General features: G+C 69.9%; 27 protein-coding genes and 3 tRNA genes. 4 read left to right on the top strand and 26 right to left on the bottom strand.

Translation table 11 applies throughout. From position 1 onward, the window contains the following. Positions 1-9 precede the first annotated feature (9 nt). The 6 genes from rpsI to CJ226_RS01140 form a co-directional block, all read right to left on the bottom strand. Positions 10-495, bottom strand: coding sequence for a 30S ribosomal protein S9 (rpsI, locus tag CJ226_RS01165; RefSeq protein ID WP_025104384.1), 486 nt, complete (start codon positions 493-495; stop codon positions 10-12). Positions 496-521: 26 nt separating this feature from the next. Beyond that, a complete protein-coding gene (rplM, locus tag CJ226_RS01160) occupies positions 522-968 on the bottom strand; it encodes a 50S ribosomal protein L13 (protein ID WP_025104385.1) in 447 nt (148 codons plus the stop codon). A gap of 192 nt (positions 969-1,160) precedes the next feature. Beyond that, positions 1,161-1,829 (bottom strand): endonuclease/exonuclease/phosphatase family protein, encoded by a 669-nt coding sequence (locus CJ226_RS01155; RefSeq protein WP_025104386.1) that lies wholly within the window; start codon positions 1,827-1,829, stop codon positions 1,161-1,163. Between the two features lie 53 nt (positions 1,830-1,882). Beyond that, positions 1,883-2,731, bottom strand: a complete 849-nt coding sequence (truA, locus tag CJ226_RS01150) for a tRNA pseudouridine(38-40) synthase TruA (protein ID WP_025104387.1) — start codon at positions 2,729-2,731, stop codon at positions 1,883-1,885. A gap of 37 nt (positions 2,732-2,768) precedes the next feature. Next, the gene (locus tag CJ226_RS01145) at positions 2,769-4,307 is read right to left on the bottom strand and encodes an APC family permease (RefSeq protein ID WP_062635769.1); all 1,539 of its coding nucleotides are present in this window, start codon (positions 4,305-4,307) and stop codon (positions 2,769-2,771) included. Between the two features lie 98 nt (positions 4,308-4,405). Next, positions 4,406-4,771, bottom strand: coding sequence for a helix-turn-helix domain-containing protein (locus CJ226_RS01140; protein WP_102208075.1), 366 nt, complete (start codon positions 4,769-4,771; stop codon positions 4,406-4,408). 93 nt (positions 4,772-4,864) lie between these two features. On the opposite strand from CJ226_RS01140, the gene CJ226_RS01135 reads away from it, so the two are divergent. Beyond that, positions 4,865-5,710 (top strand): SDR family oxidoreductase, encoded by an 846-nt coding sequence (locus CJ226_RS01135; protein ID WP_102208074.1) that lies wholly within the window; start codon positions 4,865-4,867, stop codon positions 5,708-5,710. Between the two features lie 24 nt (positions 5,711-5,734). Here the strand turns inward: CJ226_RS01135 and CJ226_RS01130 are convergent, their stop codons facing one another. The 9 genes from CJ226_RS01130 to CJ226_RS01090 all read right to left on the bottom strand — a co-directional run bounded on the left by CJ226_RS01130 (position 5,735) and on the right by CJ226_RS01090 (position 9,807). Then, the gene (locus CJ226_RS01130; protein ID WP_257996430.1) at positions 5,735-6,115 is read right to left on the bottom strand and encodes a hypothetical protein; all 381 of its coding nucleotides are present in this window, start codon (positions 6,113-6,115) and stop codon (positions 5,735-5,737) included. Next, a complete protein-coding gene (locus tag CJ226_RS01125) occupies positions 6,112-6,717 on the bottom strand; it encodes a hypothetical protein (RefSeq protein ID WP_102208387.1) in 606 nt (201 codons plus the stop codon). The genes CJ226_RS01130 and CJ226_RS01125 overlap by 4 nt, the downstream gene beginning before the upstream one ends. After that, entirely contained in the window at positions 6,714-7,280 is a 567-nt protein-coding gene (locus tag CJ226_RS01120; RefSeq protein WP_102208073.1) for an RNA polymerase sigma factor, read from the bottom strand. The genes CJ226_RS01125 and CJ226_RS01120 overlap by 4 nt, the downstream gene beginning before the upstream one ends. 117 nt (positions 7,281-7,397) lie before the next feature. Continuing rightward, entirely contained in the window at positions 7,398-7,571 is a 174-nt protein-coding gene (locus CJ226_RS01115) for a CsbD family protein (RefSeq protein ID WP_025104394.1), read from the bottom strand. Between the two features lie 14 nt (positions 7,572-7,585). Next, positions 7,586-8,284, bottom strand: a complete 699-nt coding sequence (locus CJ226_RS01110) for a hypothetical protein (protein ID WP_102208072.1) — start codon at positions 8,282-8,284, stop codon at positions 7,586-7,588. Next, the gene (locus CJ226_RS01105) at positions 8,281-8,847 is read right to left on the bottom strand and encodes a hypothetical protein (RefSeq protein ID WP_102208071.1); all 567 of its coding nucleotides are present in this window, start codon (positions 8,845-8,847) and stop codon (positions 8,281-8,283) included. The genes CJ226_RS01110 and CJ226_RS01105 overlap by 4 nt, the downstream gene beginning before the upstream one ends. Next, positions 8,844-9,185: a hypothetical protein gene (locus tag CJ226_RS01100; protein WP_102208070.1), complete on the bottom strand. Its 342-nt coding sequence runs from the start codon at positions 9,183-9,185 to the stop codon at positions 8,844-8,846. Before CJ226_RS01100 ends, CJ226_RS01105 begins: the two co-directional genes overlap by 4 nt. Further along, positions 9,182-9,373, bottom strand: coding sequence for a DUF2273 domain-containing protein (locus CJ226_RS01095; protein WP_025104398.1), 192 nt, complete (start codon positions 9,371-9,373; stop codon positions 9,182-9,184). The genes CJ226_RS01100 and CJ226_RS01095 overlap by 4 nt, the downstream gene beginning before the upstream one ends. Continuing rightward, complete coding sequence (locus tag CJ226_RS01090; protein ID WP_082802921.1) at positions 9,370-9,807, bottom strand: Asp23/Gls24 family envelope stress response protein; 438 nt, start codon at positions 9,805-9,807, stop codon at positions 9,370-9,372. The genes CJ226_RS01095 and CJ226_RS01090 overlap by 4 nt, the downstream gene beginning before the upstream one ends. A gap of 175 nt (positions 9,808-9,982) precedes the next feature. Here CJ226_RS01090 and CJ226_RS01085 point away from each other — a divergent pair, with 175 nt between their 5' ends. Next, a complete protein-coding gene (locus CJ226_RS01085; RefSeq protein WP_102208069.1) occupies positions 9,983-10,594 on the top strand; it encodes a TetR family transcriptional regulator in 612 nt (203 codons plus the stop codon). Further along, complete coding sequence (locus CJ226_RS01080) at positions 10,594-12,261, top strand: MDR family MFS transporter (RefSeq protein WP_102208068.1); 1,668 nt, start codon at positions 10,594-10,596, stop codon at positions 12,259-12,261. Before CJ226_RS01085 ends, CJ226_RS01080 begins: the two co-directional genes overlap by 1 nt. A gap of 6 nt (positions 12,262-12,267) precedes the next feature. On the opposite strand, the gene CJ226_RS17940 is transcribed toward CJ226_RS01080, so the two are convergent. Further along, the gene (locus CJ226_RS17940) at positions 12,268-12,426 is read right to left on the bottom strand and encodes a hypothetical protein (protein WP_168429010.1); all 159 of its coding nucleotides are present in this window, start codon (positions 12,424-12,426) and stop codon (positions 12,268-12,270) included. A gap of 159 nt (positions 12,427-12,585) precedes the next feature. Between CJ226_RS17940 and CJ226_RS01075 the strand changes: the two genes are divergently transcribed. After that, positions 12,586-13,410, top strand: a complete 825-nt coding sequence (locus tag CJ226_RS01075; protein ID WP_257996427.1) for a type II CAAX prenyl endopeptidase Rce1 family protein — start codon at positions 12,586-12,588, stop codon at positions 13,408-13,410. Between the two features lie 372 nt (positions 13,411-13,782). Here CJ226_RS01075 and CJ226_RS01070 read toward each other — a convergent pair. From CJ226_RS01070 to rpoC, 10 genes are all read right to left on the bottom strand, one after another. After that, positions 13,783-13,856: transfer RNA gene (locus tag CJ226_RS01070), tRNA-Met, on the bottom strand. A gap of 32 nt (positions 13,857-13,888) precedes the next feature. Then, positions 13,889-13,960: transfer RNA gene (locus CJ226_RS01065), tRNA-Thr, on the bottom strand. Between the two features lie 68 nt (positions 13,961-14,028). Further along, the gene (locus CJ226_RS01060) at positions 14,029-15,297 is read right to left on the bottom strand and encodes a M23 family metallopeptidase (RefSeq protein ID WP_102208067.1); all 1,269 of its coding nucleotides are present in this window, start codon (positions 15,295-15,297) and stop codon (positions 14,029-14,031) included. Positions 15,298-15,416: 119 nt separating this feature from the next. Beyond that, the gene (locus CJ226_RS01055; RefSeq protein WP_062636069.1) at positions 15,417-16,211 is read right to left on the bottom strand and encodes an inositol monophosphatase family protein; all 795 of its coding nucleotides are present in this window, start codon (positions 16,209-16,211) and stop codon (positions 15,417-15,419) included. Further along, positions 16,211-17,245, bottom strand: a complete 1,035-nt coding sequence (locus CJ226_RS01050; RefSeq protein ID WP_102208066.1) for a hypothetical protein — start codon at positions 17,243-17,245, stop codon at positions 16,211-16,213. The genes CJ226_RS01055 and CJ226_RS01050 overlap by 1 nt, the downstream gene beginning before the upstream one ends. A 116-nt stretch (positions 17,246-17,361) precedes the next feature. Continuing rightward, the gene (locus CJ226_RS01045) at positions 17,362-18,162 is read right to left on the bottom strand and encodes an enoyl-CoA hydratase/isomerase family protein (RefSeq protein ID WP_062635745.1); all 801 of its coding nucleotides are present in this window, start codon (positions 18,160-18,162) and stop codon (positions 17,362-17,364) included. A gap of 45 nt (positions 18,163-18,207) precedes the next feature. Then, positions 18,208-18,699: an FBP domain-containing protein gene (locus tag CJ226_RS01040; protein ID WP_025104408.1), complete on the bottom strand. Its 492-nt coding sequence runs from the start codon at positions 18,697-18,699 to the stop codon at positions 18,208-18,210. A gap of 72 nt (positions 18,700-18,771) precedes the next feature. Next, positions 18,772-18,856: transfer RNA gene (locus CJ226_RS01035), tRNA-Tyr, on the bottom strand. An 86-nt stretch (positions 18,857-18,942) separates the two neighbouring features. Further along, entirely contained in the window at positions 18,943-19,872 is a 930-nt protein-coding gene (locus tag CJ226_RS01030; RefSeq protein WP_102208065.1) for a PfkB family carbohydrate kinase, read from the bottom strand. 182 nt (positions 19,873-20,054) lie between these two features. After that, on the bottom strand, positions 20,055-23,930 hold the full coding sequence (gene rpoC / locus CJ226_RS01025) for a DNA-directed RNA polymerase subunit beta' (RefSeq protein WP_025104410.1): 3,876 nt from the start codon (positions 23,928-23,930) through the stop codon (positions 20,055-20,057). Between the last annotated feature and the right edge of the window lie 44 nt (positions 23,931-23,974).

Below are 23,974 nucleotides of genomic sequence, written 5' to 3'. Positions count from 1 at the left end.
CAGTGGACCTTAACGCTTCGAGTACTGAGGCGCCTTACGGGCCTTCTTGAGTCCGGCCTTCTTGCGCTCCTTGACGCGAGCGTCGCGCGAGAGGAAGCCGGCCTTCTTGAGGGTCGGACGGTTGTTCTCCGCGTCGATGCCGTTGAGGGCACGGGCGATGCCGAGACGCAGCGCGCCGGCCTGGCCGGAGTCGCCACCACCCGAGATGCGGGCGATCACGTCGTAGGCACCGGCGAGGTTCAGCGCGGTGAACGGGTCGTTGATGAGCTGCTGGTGCAGCTTGTTCGGGAAGTAGTCCTCGAGCGTGCGGCCGTTGACCGTGATGGTGCCCGAGCCGGGAACCAGACGCACGCGGGCGATCGCCTGCTTGCGACGGCCGACAGCGGCGCCGGGGACGCTCAGCACGGGGCGGGGAGCCGCCTCGACCGCGTCGGTCTCCGGGGTCGACGTCGAGAAGTTCTGGAGGTTTTCGGTGGAGTCCTGGATGTCAGCCACGAGTATGTCCTTAGTCTGTACGGCGCTTACTGGGCGACCTGGTCGAGGGTGTACGGCTGGGGCTGCTGCGCGGCGTGCGGGTGCTCGGCACCGGCGTACACCTTCAGCTTCGACAGCTGCTGGCGGCCCAGGCTGTTCTTCGGGAGCATGCCACGGATGGCCTTCTCCACGGCGCGGACCGGGTTCTTCTCGAGGAGCTCGGCGTAGCTGACGGCCTTGAGGCCACCCGGGTAACCGGAGTGGCGGTACGCCATCTTCTTCTGGAGCTTCTGACCGGTGAGCGCGACCTTGTCGGCGTTCACGATGATGACGAAGTCACCCGAGTCGATGTGGTTGGCGAAGGTCGGCTTGTGCTTGCCACGCAGGAGCGTCGCCGCGTGCGAAGCCAGACGGCCGAGAACGACGTCGGTGGCGTCGATGACGACCCAGTCGCGCTGGACTTCGCCAGCCTTGGGGGTGTAAGTGCGCGTCACGATAGTGCTGCTTTCTTGTCGAACGGAGGTGTTCGTGAATCCCACTCCGGGGTGGTTCTTCCCTACGGGGAGGAACACGCCAGTGGAGGGCTCACGTTCGGATGTGCGTCTTCCCCGCAGGACAGGGAAGGGCACCAAAGAGTCAGCATACGCCACCGGAACGGCATTCCCAAACCCGCCGGCGGCCCGGACTCAGTCCGGGCGGACCGTCACGAGGATCGGGCGGTGGTCGCTGGAACGCTGCGGCAGCGTGGTGATGCGCTCGATCTCGAAGCCGGACGACGTCGCGAAGTCGTAGTGCCCGCGGAAGACGCGGTAGCGCGTGTAGGTGTGGTCGTCGCTGAGGGAGAGCGCGTAGCCCTGGTCGCGCACGGCCTGCCCGAGGTTCTCCTTGAACACGGGGTAGTTGTAATCCCCCACCATGAGCTGCGGCAGCCCCTCGCCCAGCGTCGCGAGCTCGGCGAGCGCCGCACGGATCTGATGCCGCCGCAGCGAGTTCAACGCCGTCAGGGGCGCGGCGTGGAAGGACGCGACGATGAACTCGCCGCCGTCGTCGATGTCGCGCAGGCGCGCGCCGAGCACGCGCTCGTGCGCCGGCTTGGCGATCCGATCGTGCAGCGACTTCTTCAGGCCCAGCGTGCGGATGCCCTGCAGACGGTAGGTGCTCTCGCGATAGAAGAGCGCGAGTCCGAGGCGGTTGCCCTGCGTCGCATCCGCCAGCACGAGACCGCCGATCCGGTCCGGCAGCTCCGGGACGTCGCACTCCTGCAGGCAGAGGATGTCGGGATCATGCTCATCGACGAGCGCCGCGAGCTCGCCGGCGGCCCGGTGCTTGCGCAGGTTGTAGGAGATGACCTTCATGATCGTCCCCACGCTACCCGCCCCATCTGTGCCCCGGCTCCGGATCCGGACGATCAGTCGGTCTCGTGGTCCCGGCGGGCGCGGGTCTGGGCTGCCCGCGCGGCGAGGAGGTCGTCGGCGGGGTATCCGACCTCGGTGAGCGTGAGCCCGCGGGCGGCGAGCACCTTGAACTCGCTGGTCCGCGTGAGGGCATCGCGGAGCACGACGAGGTCGCCGACGTCGAGGCGCCCTTCCCCCACCGCCGCGCAGGCGCCGACGAGGGCCCGCACCATGCTGTGGCAGAACGCGTCCGCCTTCACCTCCGCGACGAGCACCCCGTCCGCGTCCCGCTGCCACCGGTAGTCGAGCAGTGTGCGGATGGTCGTGGCCTCCTCGCGGGGCTTGCAGTAGGCGGCGAAGTCGTGCAGACCGATGAGGGTCCGGGCGGCGGCGTCCATGGCCTCGGCGTCCAACCGGCCGCGGATCGTCGTGGTGTCGAGACGCCGCAGCGGGTCATAGCCGGCAAGGTCGTCGGCCAGGCGATAGCGGTAGCGCCGCCAGACGGCGGAGAAGCGCGCGTCGAAGCCCTCGGGGGCGAGGGAGGAGCGCACGACCGTCACGTCGGGGTAGGCGCCGAGCACCCCGCGCATGCGCGCCGCGATGCTGCCCGCGGGATCCTCGGCGGCGCGGCCGTGTCGTGCCTGGATCCGGGCCCACTGCGCCTCGTCGAGATCCACGTGCGCGACCTGTCCGCTCGCATGCACGCCGGCGTCCGTCCGCCCGGCGACGACGAACCGCACGTCGGAGCCGACGATCCGGGCGAGCGCCGCCTCCAGCGTCCCCTGGACCGTGCGGAGCGTGGGCTGCGTGGCCCACCCGCGGAAATGGGTGCCGTCGTAGGCGATGTCGAGCCGGATGCGCACGAGGCCAGCCTAGGACAGCCGCGCGCGCACCCTGCGCTCAGATGCCGCCGTCGACCGAGCGGATCATCGCGCCCGGCTCCTCCGGCACCATCACCTCGGTCTCACGGTTCAGGCTCTCGCCCCGGAAGAACCGCTTCGACCGCGGGAAGAGGTACCAGAGGAGCATCAGGACGAGGCCGATCGCCAGCGACCCGATGCCGATCACGAACGTGCCGCCGATGCCGAAGAGCACGGTGTAGCCGTAGTCGACATCCCACATGTCGATCGCCGACTGCACGAACGCGCCGGTCAGCAGCAGCGCTCCGAGCAGCGGGAAGATGCCCTTGAAGAACAGGTCGCGGGTCGAGCGGCGCAGGTCGGCACGGAAGTACCAGACGCAGGCGAAACCGGTGATGGCGTAGTAGAACGCGATCGCGAGGCCCAGCGAGAGGATCGAGTCCTGCAGGATGTTGTCGCTGATGAGGGTCATGCCGACGTAGTAGAGGGAAGCCACCACGCCCATGACGATGGTCGAGAACGACGGCGTCTTGTAGACCGGGTGCACGTCCTTGAACTTCGCCGGGAGCGCCCGGTACACGCCCATCGCGAGCGTGCCGCGGGCGGTCGGGAGGATGGTCGTCTGGGTGGACGAGATCGCCGAGATGATGACCGCGACCACGAGCACCCAGCCGAACGGTCCGAGCAGCCCGTCCTTGATGGCCAGGAAGAAGTCGTCGGCGTTGGCCTCGTTGCCGAGTCCCGTGCCGTCCTCGCCGAGTCCGGCGTACATCATCGCGGCGATCGTCACCGCGACGTACGTCACCAGGAGGATGACGCAGGTGAGCACCGCGGCGCGACCGGGGATGCGCTTCGGGTCCTTCGTCTCCTCGTTGAGGGCGAGGCAGGTGTCCCATCCCCAGTAGATGAAGAGCGCGAGGAGGATCGCCTCGGTGAAGCCCGACCAGTCGGTGAAGCCGAAGGGGTTCAGCCACTCCCACGAGAACGGGGTGGCGGCGGGGGCGTCGCCCGTGAAGAACTGCCAGAGGGCGGCCACGATGAAGACCGCCAGCGCGAGGTACTGGATCGCGAGGAGCACGTTCTGGATGCGCTCGCCGATCTCGACCCCGCGCCAGCTCACCCAGGTCATCGCCGCGATGAACAGCACGGCTACGACGACGACGCGCCAGTCGTTGTTCTCGAGGTCCTGCCCGATCAGCGACCAGAAGTACACGGAGGCGATCTGCGCGAGGTTCGCGAGCACGACCATGCCGGCGACCGCGACGCCCCAGCCGCCCATCCAGCCCACCCACGGCCCGAAGGCCTTGGTGCCCCAGGTGAACGTGGTGCCGCAATCGGGGACGGCGTTGTTGAGCTCGCGATAGGCGAAGGCGATCAGCAGCATCGGCACGAAGGCGATGATGAAGGCGATCGGCGCCTGCGCGCCGACGGCGAGCACGACGAAGCCGAGCGTCGCCACGAGCGAGTAGACGGGGGCCGTGGAGGCGAGCCCGATGACGGTGGAGCCCCACAGGCCGAGGGTGCCTGCGGCCAGGCCCTTGCCGTCGGGGCGTTCAAGGTGGATGGGCGTCGTTGCCATGTCCTGAACAGTACGGCTCGCCGCGGTATCCCGTCAATCCTTTTGTTTCTGCAACGGAATCCATGCGTCGCGTTCAGATACGCGAAGGATTCCGTGGGTCAGTCGCGACCGAGCATTCCGTCGGCGTGTGCGGCCACCCACTCCATCAGAGGAAGCATCCGCTCCATCAGGTCACGCCCGAGCGGCGTGAGGCTGTACTCGACATGCGGCGGCACCGTCGGCAGCGACTCCCGGTGCACCAGGCCGTCGTCGGTGAGGCTCCGCAGGGTCGACGCGAGCATCTTCTCGCTGATGCCGTCCACCTCCCGACGCAGCTCGCCCCAGCGCCGCGTGCCGTCGGAGAGGCAGGAGAGCACGAGCACGCCCCACTTGCTCATGATGTGGTCGAGGATCACGCGCGTGCCGCATCCCTGGTCGAAGAGAGCGGGCTGGGAATCGCGGATCTGCGCAAAACTCACCGTCATGTGGGTACCTTACCGAAAAGTGGGTACCCGCCGAAAGGAATGCGGAGCACGGCTGCCGGGGTTGTCCGGGGAGTCAGCAACGAAAGGACTCCCATGACCATCCTCGTCACCGGTTCGACCGGTCACCTCGGCCGCCTCATCGTCGCCGCCCTGCTCGCGCGCGGCGTCGACCCGCAGACGATCCGTGCCGGCGCCCGCGACCTCGCCAAGGGGGCCGACCTCGGCGTGCCCGTCGTCCGTCTCGACTACACCGACCCGGCTTCGGTCGCGGCGGCGCTCGACGGCGTGGACACCGTCGTGCTGGTCTCCGGCTCGGAGGTGGGCCAGCGCGTCGCGCAGCATCAGGCGGTCATCGAGGCCGCGAAGGATGCCGGGGTGTCGAAGTTCGTCTACACGAGCGCTCCGAAGGCCACTACAAGCTCCCTCGTCCTGGCTCCCGAGCACAAGGCCACCGAGGAGCTCATCGCGGCCGCCGGCCTTCCCGCGGTGATCCTCCGCAACAACTGGTACACCGAGAACTACGCCGCCGACCTCGCTCGTGCAGCGGAGACCGGCACCCTCAGCGCCGGCACCGGAGAGGGCCGCGTCGCCTCCGCCAGCCGGAAGGACTACGCCGAGGCCGCCGCCGCCGTCGCCACCGAGGACGGACATCTTGGTGCGGTCTACGAGCTCGGCGGGGACGTCGCATGGACCTACGCCGACCTCGCGGCCGCGATGACCGAGGTGACGGGCCGCGAGGTCGTGTTCGTCCCGCTCTCCGCCGACGAGCAGCTCGCCGCGCTCCGCGCCGCCGGCCTCGACGAGGGCACCGCCGGGTTCGTCGTCGCCCTGGACGCCGGCATCCGCGACGGCGCCCTGGCGGACACCGACGGCACCCTCCGCCGCCTCATCGGCCGCCCGACGACCCCGCTCGTCGAGGGCCTCCGCGCCCTGGTGTGACCCGCGGAGCGCCGCCGGTCCCCGTCACGGGCGGCGGCGCTCCCCCAGTTCCGTGGGGCTCTGCACGTAGGCGACGGTCAGCGTGAGGCTCCCGCGGCGCAGGCCCCCGGCCCGCAGCACCGCGTCCACGGCGTCACGGGCATGCCGCAGCGTCGCGACGCTGCGCACCCGCCCGTCGACGCCGATCGCCGCCTCCACCGCCACGCCGTCCGCTCCGGCGGCGACGGACACGATCGGTTCGACTCCGCGCTCGTTCCCCCACGCCGACGCGCCCGCACGTAGGAGGTGGGAGACGAGCGACCCCGACCGGTACACGCCGCGCACCCCGGAGCAGGCGCGCAGCGCCGCCTCGATCCGGCGCGCGAGACCCGCGCGCTCCTCCTTCGACAGCTCGGTGCCGGTCATCGCGACCCCTCCCTCACGTCCGTGATCGCGACGTCGATAGCCACGACCTGCAGCTCGGTATGACGACGCAGCCGGGCATCCACCTCGGCGCGCAGCCGGTCGGCGACGCGACGGAGGGGGTCGCCGAGGCGGACGCTCGCGTCGATCGCGACCCGCACCGGCGCTCCGGGCTCGGTAACGTCGCCCTCCAGCCGGCACCGGCCGACCAGCACGCCGGGGACGGCCTCCTCCGCGGCGCGGATCAGTCCGCGCACGGCGCCTTCGGTGATCGCCAGCTCCACGTCCGGATCATCGGAGGCGTAGGGGATGCGGCGCCCCGCCTGGGCGTCCATCGCGATGCCGCTGAGGATCCTCTCCACCCAGCTCTCGTCCGCGGCAGGCGCGGAGGAGACGTCCTCATCCATCAGGGCGCTGCCCAGCCCGCGCAGCCTCTCCAGGGCGTCGAGCGCGAGCTGGCACCCCGGCGACTCCTCGATGGCGGGATTCCGCGGGGTGCGGGCGGCGTCCAGGTAGTCGCTGAGCTCCTCGATCGTGTGCCCGTCGAGGTCGGCGGGCTCCAGGCCGAGGCGGCGCAGCTGGTCGTCCTCGTGGTGATCGGTCATCGCCACGCCTCCATCCGTGTGATCAGGAACCGTCGCGCGCGGGACAGCAGTCCGCGCACCGTGCTGACGGGGATGCCGAGCTCCTCGGCGATCTCGTCGTAGCTGTAGCCGGCCAGCTCCCGCAGCACCCAGCATTCGCGCTGGGCCTCCGGGAGTTCGCGCAGGGCCGCGCCGAGGGCCTCGACGCCCGCTCTCGCCTCGACGACCGCATGGGGCGACGCCTGCGGCGGCGCCGGTCGGTCGATCTCGTCCACGTCGAGCGCGGGGCGCGTCCGGCGCAGCCGATCCACCGCCTTGCGGCTCACGATCCGCATGAGCCAGCTCTTGACCTTCGCGGGGTCCTCCAGCTCACCGAACCGCTGCCATGCCGTCACGAATGCGTCCTGCACGATGTCGTCGACCTCCGCGGACGCGTTGAGCATCCGCTGCGTGTAGGCCCTCATCATCGGCGTGTACCTCCGCACGAGCACCGCGAACGCGGCGACGTCGCCGTCCATCGCACGGCCGGCGACGATACGGTCCCCGGCGTGCTCCAGCGCCTCACCCCAGTGATCGGCTGCCATTCCCCCACCCCTCGTTCACGGTTCCCCAGGCATTCGGAGCCCGCGCCGCATCGGATCGGATCGACCCTCTGCGCGCGAGCGGAGGAGACGCCCCTCCGGGCGTCTCCTCCCCTTCCGTCACTTGGTGAACGTGTCCTTGACATCCTCGGCCGCGTTCCTGACGTCGCCCTTGGCCTGCTCGGCCTTGCCCTCGGCGACGAGCTTGTCGTTGTTCGTGACCTCGCCGACGACCTCCTTGGCCTTGCCTGCGACCTTCTCGGCTGCGGCCTTGATCTTGTCCTCCGCGCTCATGGCGCCTCCTTTCCTCACACGACCCCGACGGTCGGGGTCGATGTCTGTGTGCTGTGCGGCTCACGCGCCGCCGTACTCTTTCCGGCCACCAGCGAACGGCGCATCCGCTGCCGGGAGCGGAAGAGCTCCCGCCAGCCGCGGTCCGCGATGTGCACGATGACCGGCATCCGCGTCCCGGTGACGGCGTCCCACTCCTGCACGACCGCGTCGGCGGCGGCGAGCACCTGCCCCAGGGCCGCGCCGGGACGTGGAGTGACCACGAGGCCGAGAGCGATCTCGCGGCCGGCCTTCCGGCTTGTCACCCGGGCGGCCAGCACGTCCGCTCGATCGGCGAGGGGGCTTGCGAGCAGCTGCTCCGCCACACTCCGGTCGACGGTGGTCGTGCCGCCCTCACCGACGAGCCGGAGAAGGGTGCGCTCCCGCCGCGGCCTGCGGGTGAGCAGGAACGCGAGGAGGAGGACGACGAGCAGCACCGCGGCGGCGAGCCCCGCGAGCGCCCACAGCGGCACGAAGCCCGCACCGGGGATGTCGAGGCCCCAGGCCCCCGACCACGCCACGACACCGTCGGCCTCGGCGAGCACATCCTCGGCGGGGGCCGGAAGCGCCCCCGCGCCCCGCAGTCCCGCAGCGAGGAGGACGACGCCCCCGCCCAGAAGCATCGCGGCTCCTCCGAGGAGGACGATCCGGTTCGCGACGGTCCCTGCCGACGTCATGCGATCACTCCTTCCCGTGCCACCTGCACCCGCGGCGAGAGCCGGAATCCGGCCTCGTCCAGCACGCGCAGGGCCGCGTCTCCCGCGGCGGCCGCATCCACCGGGACCCCGCTCGTGGGCGTGACCCGGATCAGCACTGTGCGTCGTCCCACGGTCACGCGCACCTGGCCGCGTTGCACGCCGATCCGGCGCGCCGTGCCGTCGGCGATGGCGTCGGCGAGTACCCCGTCGTCGATCACCAGCGCGGCCCGTGCGGCGAGGCGCGTGCGACGGGCCCGCCGACCGGGAAGCACGGCGAGTCCGAGGAGGAGCAGCGCCACGACCACGAGCACGGCCCCGGCGGCGATCATCACCGCAGGCGCCGCGGCGGAAGCCGTGACGGGCGTGAGCCATCCGGTGACCTGCGCGCGGAACCCCGCGTCGAGAGTCCCGGCGACCACCGCGCCCAGCAGAGCGAGGAGAAGCATCACGAGGACGACCGCGAGCGCGATCGCCGGGCCCCGGCGGGTCGCCCTCGCCTCTCGACGAAGCAGTCGCCGCGACGTCGTCGTGTTCGCCGTCATGCCACTCTCCTTTCTTCCTCACGCCGGACTCCGGTGAAACGCACGTCCACCGCTCCCACGCGGCGGGCCGCCAGCTCGCGCATCCCGCGGACGACCGCGTCGCGCACGGCGTCGGCGCGGACCGCCACGGGACCGCCCGCGCGGCTCCCCAGGACGACCGGGACCGCCACGGAGATTCGCAGGTCGCCGCGGCTGTCGGCGAGGTCGACGCTCGCGTCTCCCGTGCCGACTCCGGCGACATCGCGGACGATCCCCAGCGCGAGCCGATGCAGCGCCCGGGCCTCGACGACCGTGGCCCCCGCCACGGTCGTCGGCCCGTCCGTCACTGCGACGCTCATGAGGACGATCGCCGCCCGCGCACCACGTCGGCGAGCGCCCGCACGTCCAGGCGACCGTCGACGATGCGGCCGACGACCGCACCGACGAGCATCGCGAGGGTGACGAGCAGGAACGCCCAGAACCCCCAGACGATCCAGGTCAGCGCGAGCACCGTCGCCGCAGCTCCGCCGATCACCGAGGCGTTCACTGGACTCGCGCCTCCGGAGCCTCGTCGTCGTCCTCGGAGGGGATGTGCACGTCGTTGACGGTCACGTTCACCTCGGCGACCTCCATGCCCACCAGCTCCACCATGGCCCGGTGGATCGCGGCCCGCACCTGGTCGGCCACCTTCTGCAGGGACACGGGGTACTCCGCCACGATCGTCACGTCGACGGCCACCTGCGTCTCGCCGACCTCGACGCTGATCCCCTGCGCGAGGTCGGTCGTGTTGAGGGCGTCGCGGATGGCGCCCATCATGCGTGCGGCGCCGCCGCCGAGCGCGTAGACCCCGTCCACCTCTCGTGCCGCGATGCCGGCGATCTTCGCGACCACCGCATCCTCGATCGTGGTCTTCCCCGCCGCCCCCTGCGCCGCCGGAACGACCTGAGCCTTGGGCTGGGTGCCCCCAGTCACGTTCGCCATCTCGAGCTCCTTCATCCGTGTGACCACGCGGTTCCCGCGCGGGCCGTGTTCTCACGACACCACTAAGACGGTCGGGGAGCACAGAATGTCACAAACTTCTCCGAACGAATTTCGGCTCGCCTCTCGGCGGCGACTCTCAGTGCACTCCAAGGTTCAGAGTGCAAAGTTGCACTTTATGGAGAACAGTGCAGAATCCACACGGGAGCAGCGCAAGCGTCGGACCACGCGCGCGCTCACCGAAGCCGCGCGCCGCTTGACCACCGAGCGGGGCTTCGCCGGCTTCACCGTCGAGGAGCTGTGCGCCGACGCCGGGGTCTCCCGGCGCACGTTCTTCAACTACTTCGAGAGCAAGGAGAACGCCGTCTTCGGCTTCGCCGTCATCGACTCCCGCCAGGAGGAGCTCGAAGCGGCCTTCCTCGACCGCGAGGGCGATCTCCTGGACGACTTCGTGCAGCTCACCATCGAACGCTTCGCCCTCTTCGATCCCATCGAGCACGCCGCGGAGCTGTTCGCCGTCATCGAGCAGGAGCCGCGGTTGCTGCGGGCCGCCTTCGAGCAGCAGGAGAAGCACGAGCGCCGCGACATCGCCCTCGTGGCCCGCCGCCTCGGCGCGGAGCCGGACGCGGAGCTGCGCGCGGAGGTGCTCGTCCACTCCGTCGGCGCGCTCGTGCGGTTGTGCATGGAGCAGCTGCTGCACCACCACTCCACCGAACCGTTCGCCGACCTCATCACCCGCCGGCTGCGCCTCGCGCGCGACCTCTACTCCCCTTCACAGAAAGCCCACTGATGTCCGCCACCGCCACCGCGGATGCGCCCTTCCTCCTGACGAAGCGCCGCATCTGGATCATCTTCAGCGCCCTGATCGCGGGCATGCTGCTCGCGAGCCTCGACCAGACGATCGTGTCGACCGCGATGCCCACCATCGTCGGCCAGCTCGGCGGCGTCGACCATCAGGTCTGGATCACCACGGCCTACCTGCTGGCCACCACCATCGTCATGCCCATCTACGGCAAGTTCGGCGACGTGCTGGGCAGACGATCGCTGTTCCTCGTCGCCATCGCCCTGTTCACGCTCGCCTCGGTCGGCTGCGCGTTCGCGTCGGACTTCTGGATGTTCGTCGTCTTCCGCGCCCTCCAGGGTCTCGGCGGCGGCGGGCTCATGATCCTCTCGCAGGCGATCATCGCCGACATCGTGCCGGCCAACGAGCGCGGCAAGTACATGGGCCCGCTCGGCGCGGTGTTCGGCCTCTCCGCGGTCGCCGGACCGCTCCTCGGCGGCTTCTTCGTCGACCACATGACCTGGCAGTGGGCGTTCTACATCAACATCCCGGTCGGCATCGGGGCGTTCCTCATCGCCCTCGTGGCGCTGAAGCTCCCCAGCAAGAAGGCGGAGAAGCCGATCGACATCCTCGGCGTGCTCTTCCTGTCCGCGGCCACGACGTGCCTCATCTTCTTCACCGACTTCGGCGGCGACGCCGCGTTCGGCTGGGATTCCCTGGCGACCTGGGCCTGGGGCGCCGGGCTCGTGGTGTCGGCGACGGCGTTCGTCATCACCGAGTCCCGCGTGCAGGACCCGATCATCCCGCTCAGCCTCTTCCGCAACCCGATCTTCGTGAACGCCACCGCCATCGGCCTGGTCCTCGGCATCGGCATGTTCGCGGCGATCGGCTTCGTCCCGACGTTCCTGCAGATGTCGTCCGGAACGTCCGCCGCCGCGTCCGGGCTGCTGATGATCCCGATGATGGTGGGCCTCATGGGGACCTCGATCTTCTCCGGCATCGCGATCTCGAAGACCGGGAAGTACAAGATCTACCCGATCCTCGGCACCATCATCACCGGCATCGCGATGGTCGCCATGACCACCCTGTCGGCGGAGACGCCGATCTGGCTGATCTGCGCGTTCCTGTTCGTCTTCGGCGCCGGGCTCGGCCTCATCATGCAGGTCGTCGTGCTCGTCGTGCAGAACGCCGTCCCGGCAGGCGAGATCGGCACCGCCACGAGCACGAACAACTACTTCCGCGAGGTCGGCGCCTCGCTGGGGACCGCGGTGTTCGGCACGATCTTCACCACGCGGCTGACGGAGAACCTCCTCGGCGTGTTCGCCGGCGCCGGGGCATCCCCCGAGGCCGCGTCCCAGGCCGCATCCACGATCGACCCCGCCACGCTGAACAGCCTGCCGGACGAGGTGCGCGACGGCATCGTCACGGCGTACGCGGACGCGCTCGCCCCGGTGTTCTGGTACCTCGTGCCCTTCATCGCGCTCGCGCTCATCCTGTCGCTGTTCCTCAAGCAGATCCCGCTGTCGGACCAGGCCGGGCTCGTGGCCCGTGGTGAGGCGATCAGCGGCGAGGAGGCCGAGCGTCTGGAGGCCGAACTCCGCTCGGCAGGGCGCGGCGATGCCGGACGCACGGACGCCGAGCCGGGAGAGACCGGCTCGGCGCCCACAGGCAGGTAGCCCGCGCTAGGGGAGGTCGGCGACGTCGACGTCGTCGTCCTCCCCGCCGCCCGTCGCCGGAAGCTCGTCGGGCTCGGGGTCGTGGTCGGTGGTGACGAAGTCGGGGTCGACGCCGATGGCCTCGATCTCCTCCTGGTTGTCCTGGCTGTTCGACGTGTCGGACATGGCGCCTCCTGACGTTGGGGATCCGGACCGCTAGTCTGCGCGGACGCACGGCCTCCCGCAGAGGGGGTTGACACGGCGTGTCGCAGGCCGAGCGCCTGCCCGCCCGACACGGAGCCGCCACACTAGAGCTGTCCAGCCCTTTCCCGTCGAGGAGCATCCGTGATCGAGACCGCCCCCCACCGTTCCGCCTGGCAGAACTTCTGGGACCGCGGGGGCTGGTGGCGTGCGCTCCTGCTCGCCGCCGTGTACTACGGGCTCTACCAGGCGCTCTCGCTCGCGTTCCTACCGCTGTCCGCCCGGGTCGACGACCCCAACAGCGCGGCGGGCGTCCTCGTCTATGACACCCTGCCGATCCTCGTCGGCGGTCTGCTGCTGGTCGCCTTCATCGCATCGGTCCGGTGGTGGCGACCGGTCTTCGGTCGCCAGCCGATCCGCGGAGCCGGGTGGATGTGGGTCGCGGTCGCCGCAGTGCTGGTGTTCAACATCCTCCGCTTCCTCACGGTCGACTACAGCCGCGTAGGGTTGGACGCGGTGGCGACATGGCTGCTCGCGGGACTCGCCATCGGCTTCGCGGAAGAGGTTCTCACTCGCGGACTCGTCGTGAAGCTGATGCGTGATGCGGGCGCGCGCGAGCTCGTCGTCGCGGTCGTCTCGGCGGCGGTCTTCGCCGCTCTCCATGCGGGGAACCTGTTGACCGGGCAGGACCTGCTGCCGACGGCCTTTCAGCTCGTCTACACCTTCGCGTTCGGCATCTGCATGTACCTCGCGCTCCGCGTCACGGGGACGATCATCGCCCCGATCCTCCTCCACGCGAGCACCGATCCGAGCATCTTCCTGCAGACGCTGTACCCCGCCGAGGGTGGGCTCACGGCCGTCGCGGGGCTCGGCAACATCGTCGTGATCGTCGCGGGTCTCGTGCTGATGATCTTCATCCGCGGGCGGGTCGGCACCTCCGCACGCGACACCTTCGCTCCCCCGCACTGACGTCCCGCATCACGGCGCAGCCCGGCGAGTGCCCCGGCGAGGGCGCCGGTCAGCAGCGCGCGCCCGTACCCTCCGGCGACCAATACGTCCCACGACTCCTGCGGCGCGCGGCGTATCGAGCCCGAGGCCGTGGCCGCAACCCTCCGCGACGGCCTCCTCCAGGGCTCGCCGGGCGTCCCGGAACACGATGGTCGCACGGCGATCGGGCGCAGACACGGCTGACCTCGTCCCTCGATGCTCGCCATCTCGGTGGCCAGCTGGGAGGCCGACGCGTCACACACTCTCGGACGCTCCGCGCGGGGTGAGGACGGTATCCCGGCACGGAGGTCGGAAACGACAAAACCCCCGGAAGGTTCCGGGGGTTTTCATCTGTAGCAGGAGCGGGGCTTGAACCCGCGACCTCACGATTATGAGTCGTGCGCTCTCACCAACTGAGCTACCCTGCCGCACGGCATCCGCATCGCAGATGCGAACTCCGAGCCCCGAGTCAGGATTGAACTGACGACCCCTTCCTTACCATGGAAGTGCTCTGCCACTGAGCTATCGGGGCGTGCTGCCCCTCGCGGGGCAACCACACGAGAATACCATCCTTGTGGCGTCCTCATGAAATCGAGACGGTCACTCCTCCGAGGTGAGCGACGTGCGTCCGGCGTTCTTCTTGAGCCACGGCATCGGGTCGATGGTCGTCCCGTTCACGATGAGCTCGAAGTGCAGGTGCGCCCCGTAGGAGCGGCCGGTGTTACCGGTCTTGCCGACGATGTCGCCGACCTTGACCTTGTCGCCCGCCTTCACCTGCAGCGAGCCGTACTGCATGTGCGAGTAGTGGCTCGTGATGACCGAGCCGTCGATGACGTGGTCGATGTAGACCGTGACACCGTAGGCGGCACCCTGCTCGGTCGCGATGCGGACGGTGCCGTCGGCGATCGCCTGGATGGGCGCACCGTTGCCCGGCACGAAGTCGATGCCCTCGTGGAGGCGGCCGCTGCGCATGCCGTAGCCGTAGCTCATACCCACGCCGACGAGGAACGGCCACTGGATGGCGGCGTCCGGGTCGTTCGTGAAGATCTCACCGGAGTAGTTGATGCCCTGCTCGGCGGCGACCTCGACGAGGGAGACCGTGCTGAAGTTGTCGGCGCGAGAGAGCGGCTCGTTCTGCACACCGGACGGCGCGACGAAGGCCTGGATCTCGTCGTCCGCCGAGCCTGCCGCATCGGCGGCGGCCGCGGTGACGAGGGACGTCGAGGCGAGCGATCCGCCCTGGGCGGCCGCGACGGCCTCCGCGGGCAGGGTCATGGACACGGCCAGGAGTCCGGCGAGCCCCATCGCGCCGACGGTGGCACCGGCGGCGAGGGTCTTGCGAATGCGGCGGGTGCGGCGAGGGCCGACGGCCGCGAGGCCGGCGGTGTCGATCTTCGGCGCGGCCTGCGATGCGGCGTTCGCAGTGAAAGTCGAACGGCGGGACGCCGACGGCGTCGGGATGGAGCCGGTCTCACGGAAGGCGCGGGAGGCGCGCTCGAAGGCGTCGCCCTCGGCGTCAGCCTCGGCGACGAAGGGCTCGGATGCCGGGGCGATGTCCTCGACCGGGACCGTGTCCTCGGACTTCTCGACGATCTTGGCGACGACGGGCACCGCGGGGACATCGGCGATGGCCGGCGCAGCCGCGGCGATGAAGGGCTCCTCGGGTGCGAGCGGTACCGGGGGCACCTCGGCCTGACGCTGACGCGCGGCGCGACGGGACAGGGGGATGACAGCAGCGAGGGCGATCACGGTCTCCGCGTCAGCGAGGGGTGCCGTCGACCCGCTCGCCGAGGCCTCGGAGGCCGCAGTGCGAGGGCGGCTGGACCGGCGCGTGGGCGCAGCGGCAGCCTGGGGGTTCTCGAAGGGCAAAGCTAATCTCTCGGTCGTTCGTGATGCTCGGGGGCGCAATGACAACTCTCACCTTCGGGTGGTGAAAGTAACGATCGGGTAAACACTACCCCGATCCTCCTGTGAAAGCCATGGATCGGTCAGGGTTTTTCCTCATCGAGGATATCCCGGAGTCGGTCGTGCACGGTCACGCCACCCGCGATCAGGAAGGGCCGCGGCGATTCCCGATCGATCCGGCTCACGCGCCCACCCGCTTCCTGGACGAGCAGGGCACCCGCCGCGTGATCCCACGGTTTGAGGCCGCGCTCGAAGTATCCGTCCAATCGGCCCGCCGCCACGTAGGCCAGGTCCAGGGCCGCCGATCCCATACGGCGGAGATCCCGGGCGATGGGCATCACCCGGCGGACCGTCGCGAGGTCGCCGTCGTGCGTCGCCGGGTCGTAGCCGAACCCGGTCGCCAGGAGTGCCCCGGCGTCGGTCACCGCGGTCACCGCGAGCCGGACGCCGTCCGACCAGGCACCGTGCCCGCGTGCCGCGGTGAAGGTCTCGCCCACAGCGGGCGCGTGCACGGCGGCGGCCAGCGCCACCCAGGCGTCAGGCTCCGGCGGACCGCTGACGGCCGCGATGCTCACGTTGTACGCGGGGATGCCGTAGGCGTAGTTCACCGTGCCGTCGATCGGGTCGACCACCCACGTGATGCCGCTGTCGCCGGTGGCCGCCCCCGACTCCTCACCGAGGAAGCCGTCCGCCGGCCGCGCCGCGCGCAGTCGCTCGCGGATGAGCGCCTCCACCTCGCGGTCCGCCTCGGTCACGATGTCGGCGAGCGTCGACTTGGTGGCCGCGAGCCGGACGCCCTCCCGGCGTCGGGTGCGGGCGAGCGCACCCGCCTCCTCGGCGATCTCCGTCGCCAGCGCGCTGAGCTCGAGAGCGTCGATCACGGCGCCGGGTGCGAGGGCGCGGGCGGCGGCGGCGGGAAGGCCGGGGGCTCGCCCTGGGCGGGCGGAGCGGGCTGCGGCGGCGCCGGCTGCGCAGGTGCCGACGAGGGCGACGCCGGCTGCGGCGGCGCCGGCAGGTCGGGCGCGGGAGGCACAGGGCCAGGAGCGGGAGGCGCCGCGAAGTCCGGGAGGGCCGGAGCGGTGGGCGCCAGGGGCGGGGTCGCCACGGAGAACCCCGCGGCGGCCGCCTGACCCAGGGCCTGGGGAGCCGCCGAGGGGTACCCCGTGTAATAGGCGTTCCAGTCCGGGCTTCCGTCGGGAAGAGCCGGGAGCGGCGTGATCCCGTCGGCGTAGGTCGGCCAGGACGGTGCGGAGGCGACGGGCCGGGCGGCAGGAGCCTTCTTCGGCGCGAACAGGGCGTTGAGCAGCGGAATCAGCGTGGTGCCGACGGCGACGAGGATCGTGAGGGCGACGACGATGCGCCAGTACAGCTCGGTGTAGTCGAAGGTGTTGGGGAACGCGAGGAAGAAGACCAGCAGGGCGACGAGGGCGCCGAGGAAGACGATCGTCACGATGTGGATCACCTTCGTGAAGGTCGTGACGTGGCGCTGCGCGGCACGGGTGAAGAGCCGCACATGGAGCAGTGCGAGCTGCAGGATCCCGATCACGAGCAGCAGCTGGAAGAAGCGCTCCGCACCGAAGTAGAGCCCGTCTTCCGGGAGCCAGATCTTCACGAGGCCGACGAGGAGCGCGATGACCCACGTGACCATGCTCGCGAGCTGGAGCCAGTCCGGACGGTTCGTCGCGAGCCCCGCTTCGAGGATGGCGATCCCGGCGAAGGCGGCGAGCAGGAGGATCGTGAGGAAGGCGCGACCGATGAGGCCGTTCTGATCGCCGACCAGGACCCATACGACGCAGACCAGAGCCGCGGCGATGAGGGCGCCGATCGCGACCCACAGCGAGCCCCTGATGAGCAGCGACATGTTCTTCTTGTCACCCTGCGGCTGCAGCCGGGCGGTGTCCGGATGGGACATGGGGATCCTCTCGTCGAGCGGCGATGCCTTCATCCTGCCACGCGCGGGCCCGCTTGTTCCGGCTTCCCTCGAGTCCGAAGGAGATCGGGAACGGACCGCGATCTGGGGAGGAAGGGTCAGCCGGCCTTCTTCGCGGAAGCCGCCGCGAAGGCTGCGACCCGCGCCTGTGCGTCCGGGGTCTCCAGGGCGGCACCGATGGACCGGGCCTCTTCGCTCAACTGATCGGCGAAGGTGCGCTCCGGTTGCGACCGCACCAGCCGCTTGGCCTGGCCGTACGCGTCGGCGGCCCCGGCGAGCCAGAACCGCGCGACCTCCTCGGCCCGCGCACGGACCAGGCCGGCCTCCGTCCTGCCGTCCTCGCCCTCCACGACCTCGGCCACCAGCCCCCAGTCGAGGGCCTCCGCGGCCGTGAGCAGGCGGTCCTGCAGCACGAGCTGGAGGGCGCGGCGCTGACCCACGGCCCGCGCGAGCTGCGCCGACACGGAGAGGTCGGGAGTGAGGCCGATGTTCGCGTACAGGCTCCCGAGCTGCGACCGCGAGCCCACCACCGCGTAGTCCGTGGCAAGCAGGATGCCGAGTCCGCCACCGGCCGTCGTCCCGTGCGCCGCGGCGACCACGGGCACGCTCGACTCCGTGAGCGCGCGGATTCCGGTGTTGATGACCTCCGCCAGCGCGGTGATCTCCGCCCCGGACGACCCCATGGTCGTCGCCATGTCGATCACGTCACCGCCCGCGCAGAACGCCGGTCCCGCCGCGTCGATGAGGATGGCCTGCACGTCGTCGCGCGACGTCGCCTCGACGGTCGCATCCCGCCAGGCGTACGCCAGATCGGCGTTGAAGGCGTTGAGGCGGGTCGGACGGTTGAGCGTGAGCCGCGCCAGCCCCTCGTCGACGGCGAACAGGATGGCATCACTCATGGCTTCTCCTTCGAGCACAGGCGGATGCCTCCAGGCTAGTCGCGCTCAGGCGCCCTCCCAGACGCGAGCGACGAACCGCTCCATCCGTCGCCGGGTGCCATCGAGCCGGAAGTCGACCTGTCCCGCCGCCCGGATCTCGTTCGGTGCGAGCGGATGCGCGAGGCGTACGTTCTCGTGGCAGGACAGATCGGCGCAGATGTAGGTGCCGACCGAGTCGCCGCGCTCCCCCGCCTCTCCCGTGCGTCGCGCCGCAAACAGCGCCACCTGGTTGCCCGGCTGCATCGTGTGGCAGATGTTGCACATGCCCGAGCGCCCGCGCCCTGGTTCCGACGCCCGCAGCACCACGCCGACCACACGCCCCTCGTGCGGGATGAGGACGTAGCCGCGCTTGCCGGCACTCGGGTCGCGCCAGGCGAAGAAGTCGAGGTAGTCCCAGTCCACGAGGAGGAAGTCGTGCGGCATCTCCATGACGCGCAGCTCGTCGGCGTCCGCGTTCACGAACGAGGCCCGGACGTCGGCTTCGGTGAGAGGTCGCATCGCTCCAGTCTAGGAACTCGGCGCGGAGGTGAGGCCGGGAACGGGAGAAGCCCCCGCGAGCGGGGGCTTCCGTGGTGGCGAGTGAGGGATTCGAACCCCCGAAGTCGAAGACGGCTGATTTACAGTCAGATCCCTTTGGCCACTTGGGTAACTCGCCAGAGCGCACCCGTCCGACTTGAACAGCCAACCGGGGGCACGAAGAACAATCATACCTGCCGGATGCGGGCGCGAGAAATCGAGGCGTCAGCTTCCGTACACGCCGCGGTCGGCGGCGGCGAGCGACTCCGGTGTGCGCAGCAGCCCGCCCTCGGCGCGGCAGGTTGCGGCGGCCACATCCATCGCGCGCTCGAGCAGGGCGGACCAGCCCTCGGCCGCCTTCGGGGAGCCTTCCACCAGCCCGGCGGCGACAGCGGCGAGTGTCGCGTCCCCCGCTCCCACGGTGTCGACCACGCGACCAGGCAGCGCCGAGATGGGCGCCGAGACCGACCCGGCGTCCGACTCGAGCACCGCGCCCTCCGCCCCGGCCGTCGCGAGCACCGCGGAGACTCCGAGGTTCCGGAGCCGCGCGCGCAGGGCGTCGAGGTCGCCGTCATAGAGCACGGCGGCGTCGTCGGCGCCGACCTTCACCAGGTCCGCCCGCGCCGCCAGCCGCTCGAAGCCGCGGACGAACTCCTCGCGGTCGGACAGCATGCCGGTGCGCGGGTTCGGGTCGATCGCCAGCCGCGCACCCTCCACCGCGGCGGCGAGGGCGTCGACCTCGGCCGGGACATCGAAGGGGAAGCAGCTCACGGCGACGATGTCCGCCTCGGCGATGGCCGCCCTCGCCTCGTGGGCGTACCGGATCGTGCGCTCCTGGGCCGCGCGGTTGAAGACATAGCTCGGCTCGCCGTTCGCGGCCCGCGTGACGACGGCCCGCGACGACCCGTGCGGTGCCGCGCTCGCGATCAGCCGCACGCCGTGATCGGCCAGATACTCGCGGATGTGCGCGCCGGCGACATCCTCCCCCACCATCGCGATGAGCGTCGTGGGGATTCCGAGCCGGCGCAGCCCCACCGCGACGTTCAGGGCGGCTCCGCCGACGAACTCGCGGACGCCGGCCTCATCCCGGATCTCGTCGATCAGGGCGTCTCCGATGACGACGGCCGCGCCGCCGGGGGAAGTCTCAGTGGTCACTCGCCGACCCTACCGCGCCCGCCCCGGTCACAGCTTCGGAGATGACACCCGACACCCCGATGGATGAGGCCCACCGGCGGCGCGCCGCGCCGGATCTCCGAAGCCATGCACACCCCGACCGCGCCGAGGGACGACGAAGGCCCCGGGGAGAACCCCGGGGCCTTCGTTCACTCACTCACACCTCAGTTGTAGGTACCGGGGGTGATGTCGTCCGTCGAGAACGCGTCGAAGTCGACGTAGCCGAAGTCGCCGTCCGCGTACGCGCCGTCGGATGCGAAGATCCGGTTCGGGTAGCGCTCGCTCTTGGCTTCCTCGGTGGCCTCGACCGTGACGTCGCGGTACTTCGAGAGACCGGTTCCGGCGGGGATGAGCTTTCCGATGATGACGTTCTCCTTGAGACCGACCAGCGGGTCGCGCTTGCCCTCCATGGCGGCCTGCGTGAGCACGCGGGTCGTCTCCTGGAAGGACGCAGCGGACAGCCACGACTCGGTCGCGAGCGACGCCTTCGTGATACCCATCAGCTCCGGGCGACCGGACGCGGGGCGCTTGCCCTCGGCCACGGCCTCGCGGTTGATCTGCTGGTAGCGCTTCAGGTCGACCATCTCACCGGGCAGCAGGGTCGTGTCGGCGTGGTCGACGACGGTGACCTTGCGGAGCATCTGGCGGACGATGACCTCGATGTGCTTGTCGTGGATCGGCACACCCTGCGAGCGGTAGACGCCCTGGACGCCGCCGACGAGGTACTTCTGCACCTCGCGGGCACCCATGACGCGCATGACCTCCTTGGGGTCGAGCGTGCCGACCTGCAGGGGCTGACCGACCGAGACGTGCTGGCCGTCCTCGACGAGGAGGGTGGCACGCTTCAGCACCGGGTAGACGACGGGCTCGTCGCCGTTGTCGGGCGTGAGGATGACCTTCTTGGCCTTCTCGGTCTCGTCGATCGTGATGCGGCCGTCGGCCTCCGCGATCGGCGATGCACCCTTGGGGGTACGCGCCTCGAACAGCTCCTGCACACGGGGCAGACCCTGCGTGATGTCATCCGCCGACGCCGAACCACCGGTGTGGAAGGTACGCATCGTCAGCTGGGTACCGGGCTCACCGATCGACTGGGCCGCGATGATGCCGACGGCCTCGCCGATGTCGACGGTCTTGCCCGTCGCGAGCGAACGGCCGTAGCACTGCGCGCACACGCCGACGGCGGAGTCGCAGGTCAGGACCGAGCGGACCTTGATGGTCTCCACGCCCGCGGCGACCAGCTTGTCGATGAGCACGTCGCCCACGTCGTCGCCGGCCGCGGCCAGGACCTCGCCCGACGCGTTCACCACGTCGGAGGCCAGCGTACGGGCGAACACCGAGTTCTCGACGTTCGCGTCGCGCACCAGCTCACCCTGCGAGTTCGGAGCGGCGATCGGGAGCTCGAGGCCCTTCGACGTGCCGCAGTCCTCTTCGCGGATGATGACGTCCTGCGAGACGTCCACCAGACGACGGGTCAGGTAACCCGAGTCGGCGGTACGCAGAGCGGTGTCGGCCAGACCCTTACGGGTACCGTGCGTCGCGATGAAGTACTCCGCCACCGACAGACCCTCGCGGTACGAGGAGATGATCGGACGCGGGATGATCTCACCCTTGGGGTTGTTCACCAGACCACGCATACCGGCGATGTTCCGGATCTGCAGCCAGTTACCACGAGCGCCAGAGGACACCATGCGGTTGATGGTGTTGTCCTCCGGGAAGTGCGCCTTCATCGCGGCCTGCACCTCGTCGGTCGCCTCGGTCCAGATCTTGATGAGCTCCTGACGACGCTCGGCGTCGGTCGTGAGGCCCTTCTCGTACTGGGACTGGACCTTCGCGGCCTGCTTCTCGTAGCCCGCGACGATCTCCGCCTTGTTCGGCGGGGTGAGGATGTCGCTCAGCGCGACGGTCACACCCGAACGGGTCGCCCAGTAGAAACCGGCATCCTTGATGCGGTCCAGCGTGGCGGCCGTCTCGACCTTGGGGTACTCCTCGGCCAGCTTGTTGACGATCTGCGACAGCTTGCCCTTGTCGGCCTGCTCGCGCACGAACGGGTAGCCCTTCGGCAGCGCGTCGTTGAAGATCGCCTGACCCAGCGAAGCGTCGACCAGGCCGTGCTTCTCGTAGCCCTCGGGAGCTTCGCCCTCGAGGAAGGCCAGACCCGGGATGCGGATGCGGACCTTCGCCTGCAGGTCGAGCGTGCCCTCGTCGTACGCGAGCTGTGCCTCGCCGACGGAGCCGAACGCACGGCCCTCGCCCTTGGCGCCGGCCTTGACCGTGGTCAGGTGGTGCAGACCGATGATCATGTCCTGCGAGGGCAGGGTGACCGGACGGCCGTCCGACGGCTTCAGGATGTTGTTCGACGCGAGCATGAGCACGCGGGCCTCGGCCTGAGCCTCGACCGACAGCGGCAGGTGCACGGCCATCTGGTCACCGTCGAAGTCGGCGTTGAACGCCGCGCAGACGAGCGGGTGCAGCTGGATAGCCTTGCCCTCGACGAGCTGCGGCTCGAACGCCTGGATGCCGAGACGGTGCAGGGTGGGTGCACGGTTCAGCAGCACCGGACGCTCGCGGATGATCTCCTCGAGAACGTCCCAGACCTCGGGACGGGTGCGCTCGACGGCGCGCTTGGCGGCCTTGATGTTCTGCGAGTGACCGAGGTCGATCAGGCGCTTGATGACGAACGGCTTGAAGAGCTCGAGCGCCATCTGCTTGGGCAGACCGCACTGGTGCAGCTTGAGCTGCGGGCCGACGACGATGACCGAACGGCCCGAGTAGTCGACACGCTTGCCGAGCAGGTTCTGGCGGAAGCGACCCTGCTTTCCCTTGAGCATGTCGCTCAGGGACTTCAGGGCGCGGTTGCCGGTACCGGTGACGGGGCGACCGCGGCGGCCGTTGTCGAACAGCGCGTCGACGGCCTCCTGCAGCATCCGCTTCTCGTTGTTGACGATGATCTCGGGGGCACCGAGGTCGATCAGGCGACGGAGACGGTTGTTGCGGTTGATCACGCGGCGGTACAGGTCGTTCAGGTCCGAGGTCGCGAAGCGGCCACCGTCGAGCTGGACCATCGGACGCAGCTCCGGCGGGATCACCGGGACGACGTCGAGCACCATCGCGGCCGGGCTCATGCCGGTCTCGAGGAACGAGTTGACGACCTTGAGGCGCTTGATCGCACGGATCTTGCGCTGGCCCTTGCCCTCCGAGATCTGCAGGTGCAGGCTCTCGGCCTCGGCGGCCAGGTCGAACGCGGCCAGGCGACGCTGGATCGCCTCGGCACCCATGTAGGCCTCGAAGTACTGGCCGAAGCGGTCCTGCAGCTCGTGGAAGACGTCGTCCTCCGGGCGCAGGGCACCGACCTCGAGCGTGCGGAAGTCCTCCCACACGCGCTCCAGCTTCAGGATCGCCTCGTCGGCACCCTTGCGGATGAGCGACATCTCCTTCTCGGCGGCGTCCTTGACCTTCTTCTTGGCATCGGCCTTGGCACCCTCGGCCTCGAGGGCCGCGAGCTCCTCCTCCAGCTTGGCCAGGCGCTCCGCGATCTTCGCGTCGCGGCGGTCGCCGAGCGTCTTCAGCTCGAGACGGATGTTGTTCTCCTGGGTACCCAGGTCGCGGTGACGGGCCTCCTCGTCGACCGAGATGACCATGTACGCGGCGAAGTAGATGACCTTCTCGAGGTCCTTCGGCGCCATGTCCAGCAGGTAGCCGAGGCGCGAGGGCACGCCCTTGAAGTACCAGATGTGGGTGACGGGAGCGGCGAGCTCGATGTGACCCATGCGCTCACGACGGACGGAGCTCTTGGTGACCTCCACGCCGCAGCGCTCGCAGACGATGCCCTTGAAGCGGACGCGCTTGTACTTGCCGCAGGCGCACTCCCAGTCACGGGACGGGCCGAAGATCTGCTCTCCGAAGAGACCGTCCTTCTCCGGCTTGAGGGTGCGGTAGTTGATGGTTTCGGGCTTCTTGACCTCGCCGTAGGACCACGCGCGGATGTGGTCTGCGGTCGCCAGGCCGATGCGAAGCTCATCGAAGGTTGTGGACTCGAGCACTAGTTCTCCTGTGTCGGAAATTCTTTTTGAGAAGTCTGGGCTTC

The sequence above is a fragment of the Microbacterium sp. UMB0228 genome (assembly GCF_002871415.1).
GTDB lineage: Bacteria > Actinomycetota > Actinomycetes > Actinomycetales > Microbacteriaceae > Microbacterium.
The sequence above is the reverse complement of the archived record's forward strand: the minus strand, read 5'-3'. Positions and strand labels throughout refer to the sequence as shown.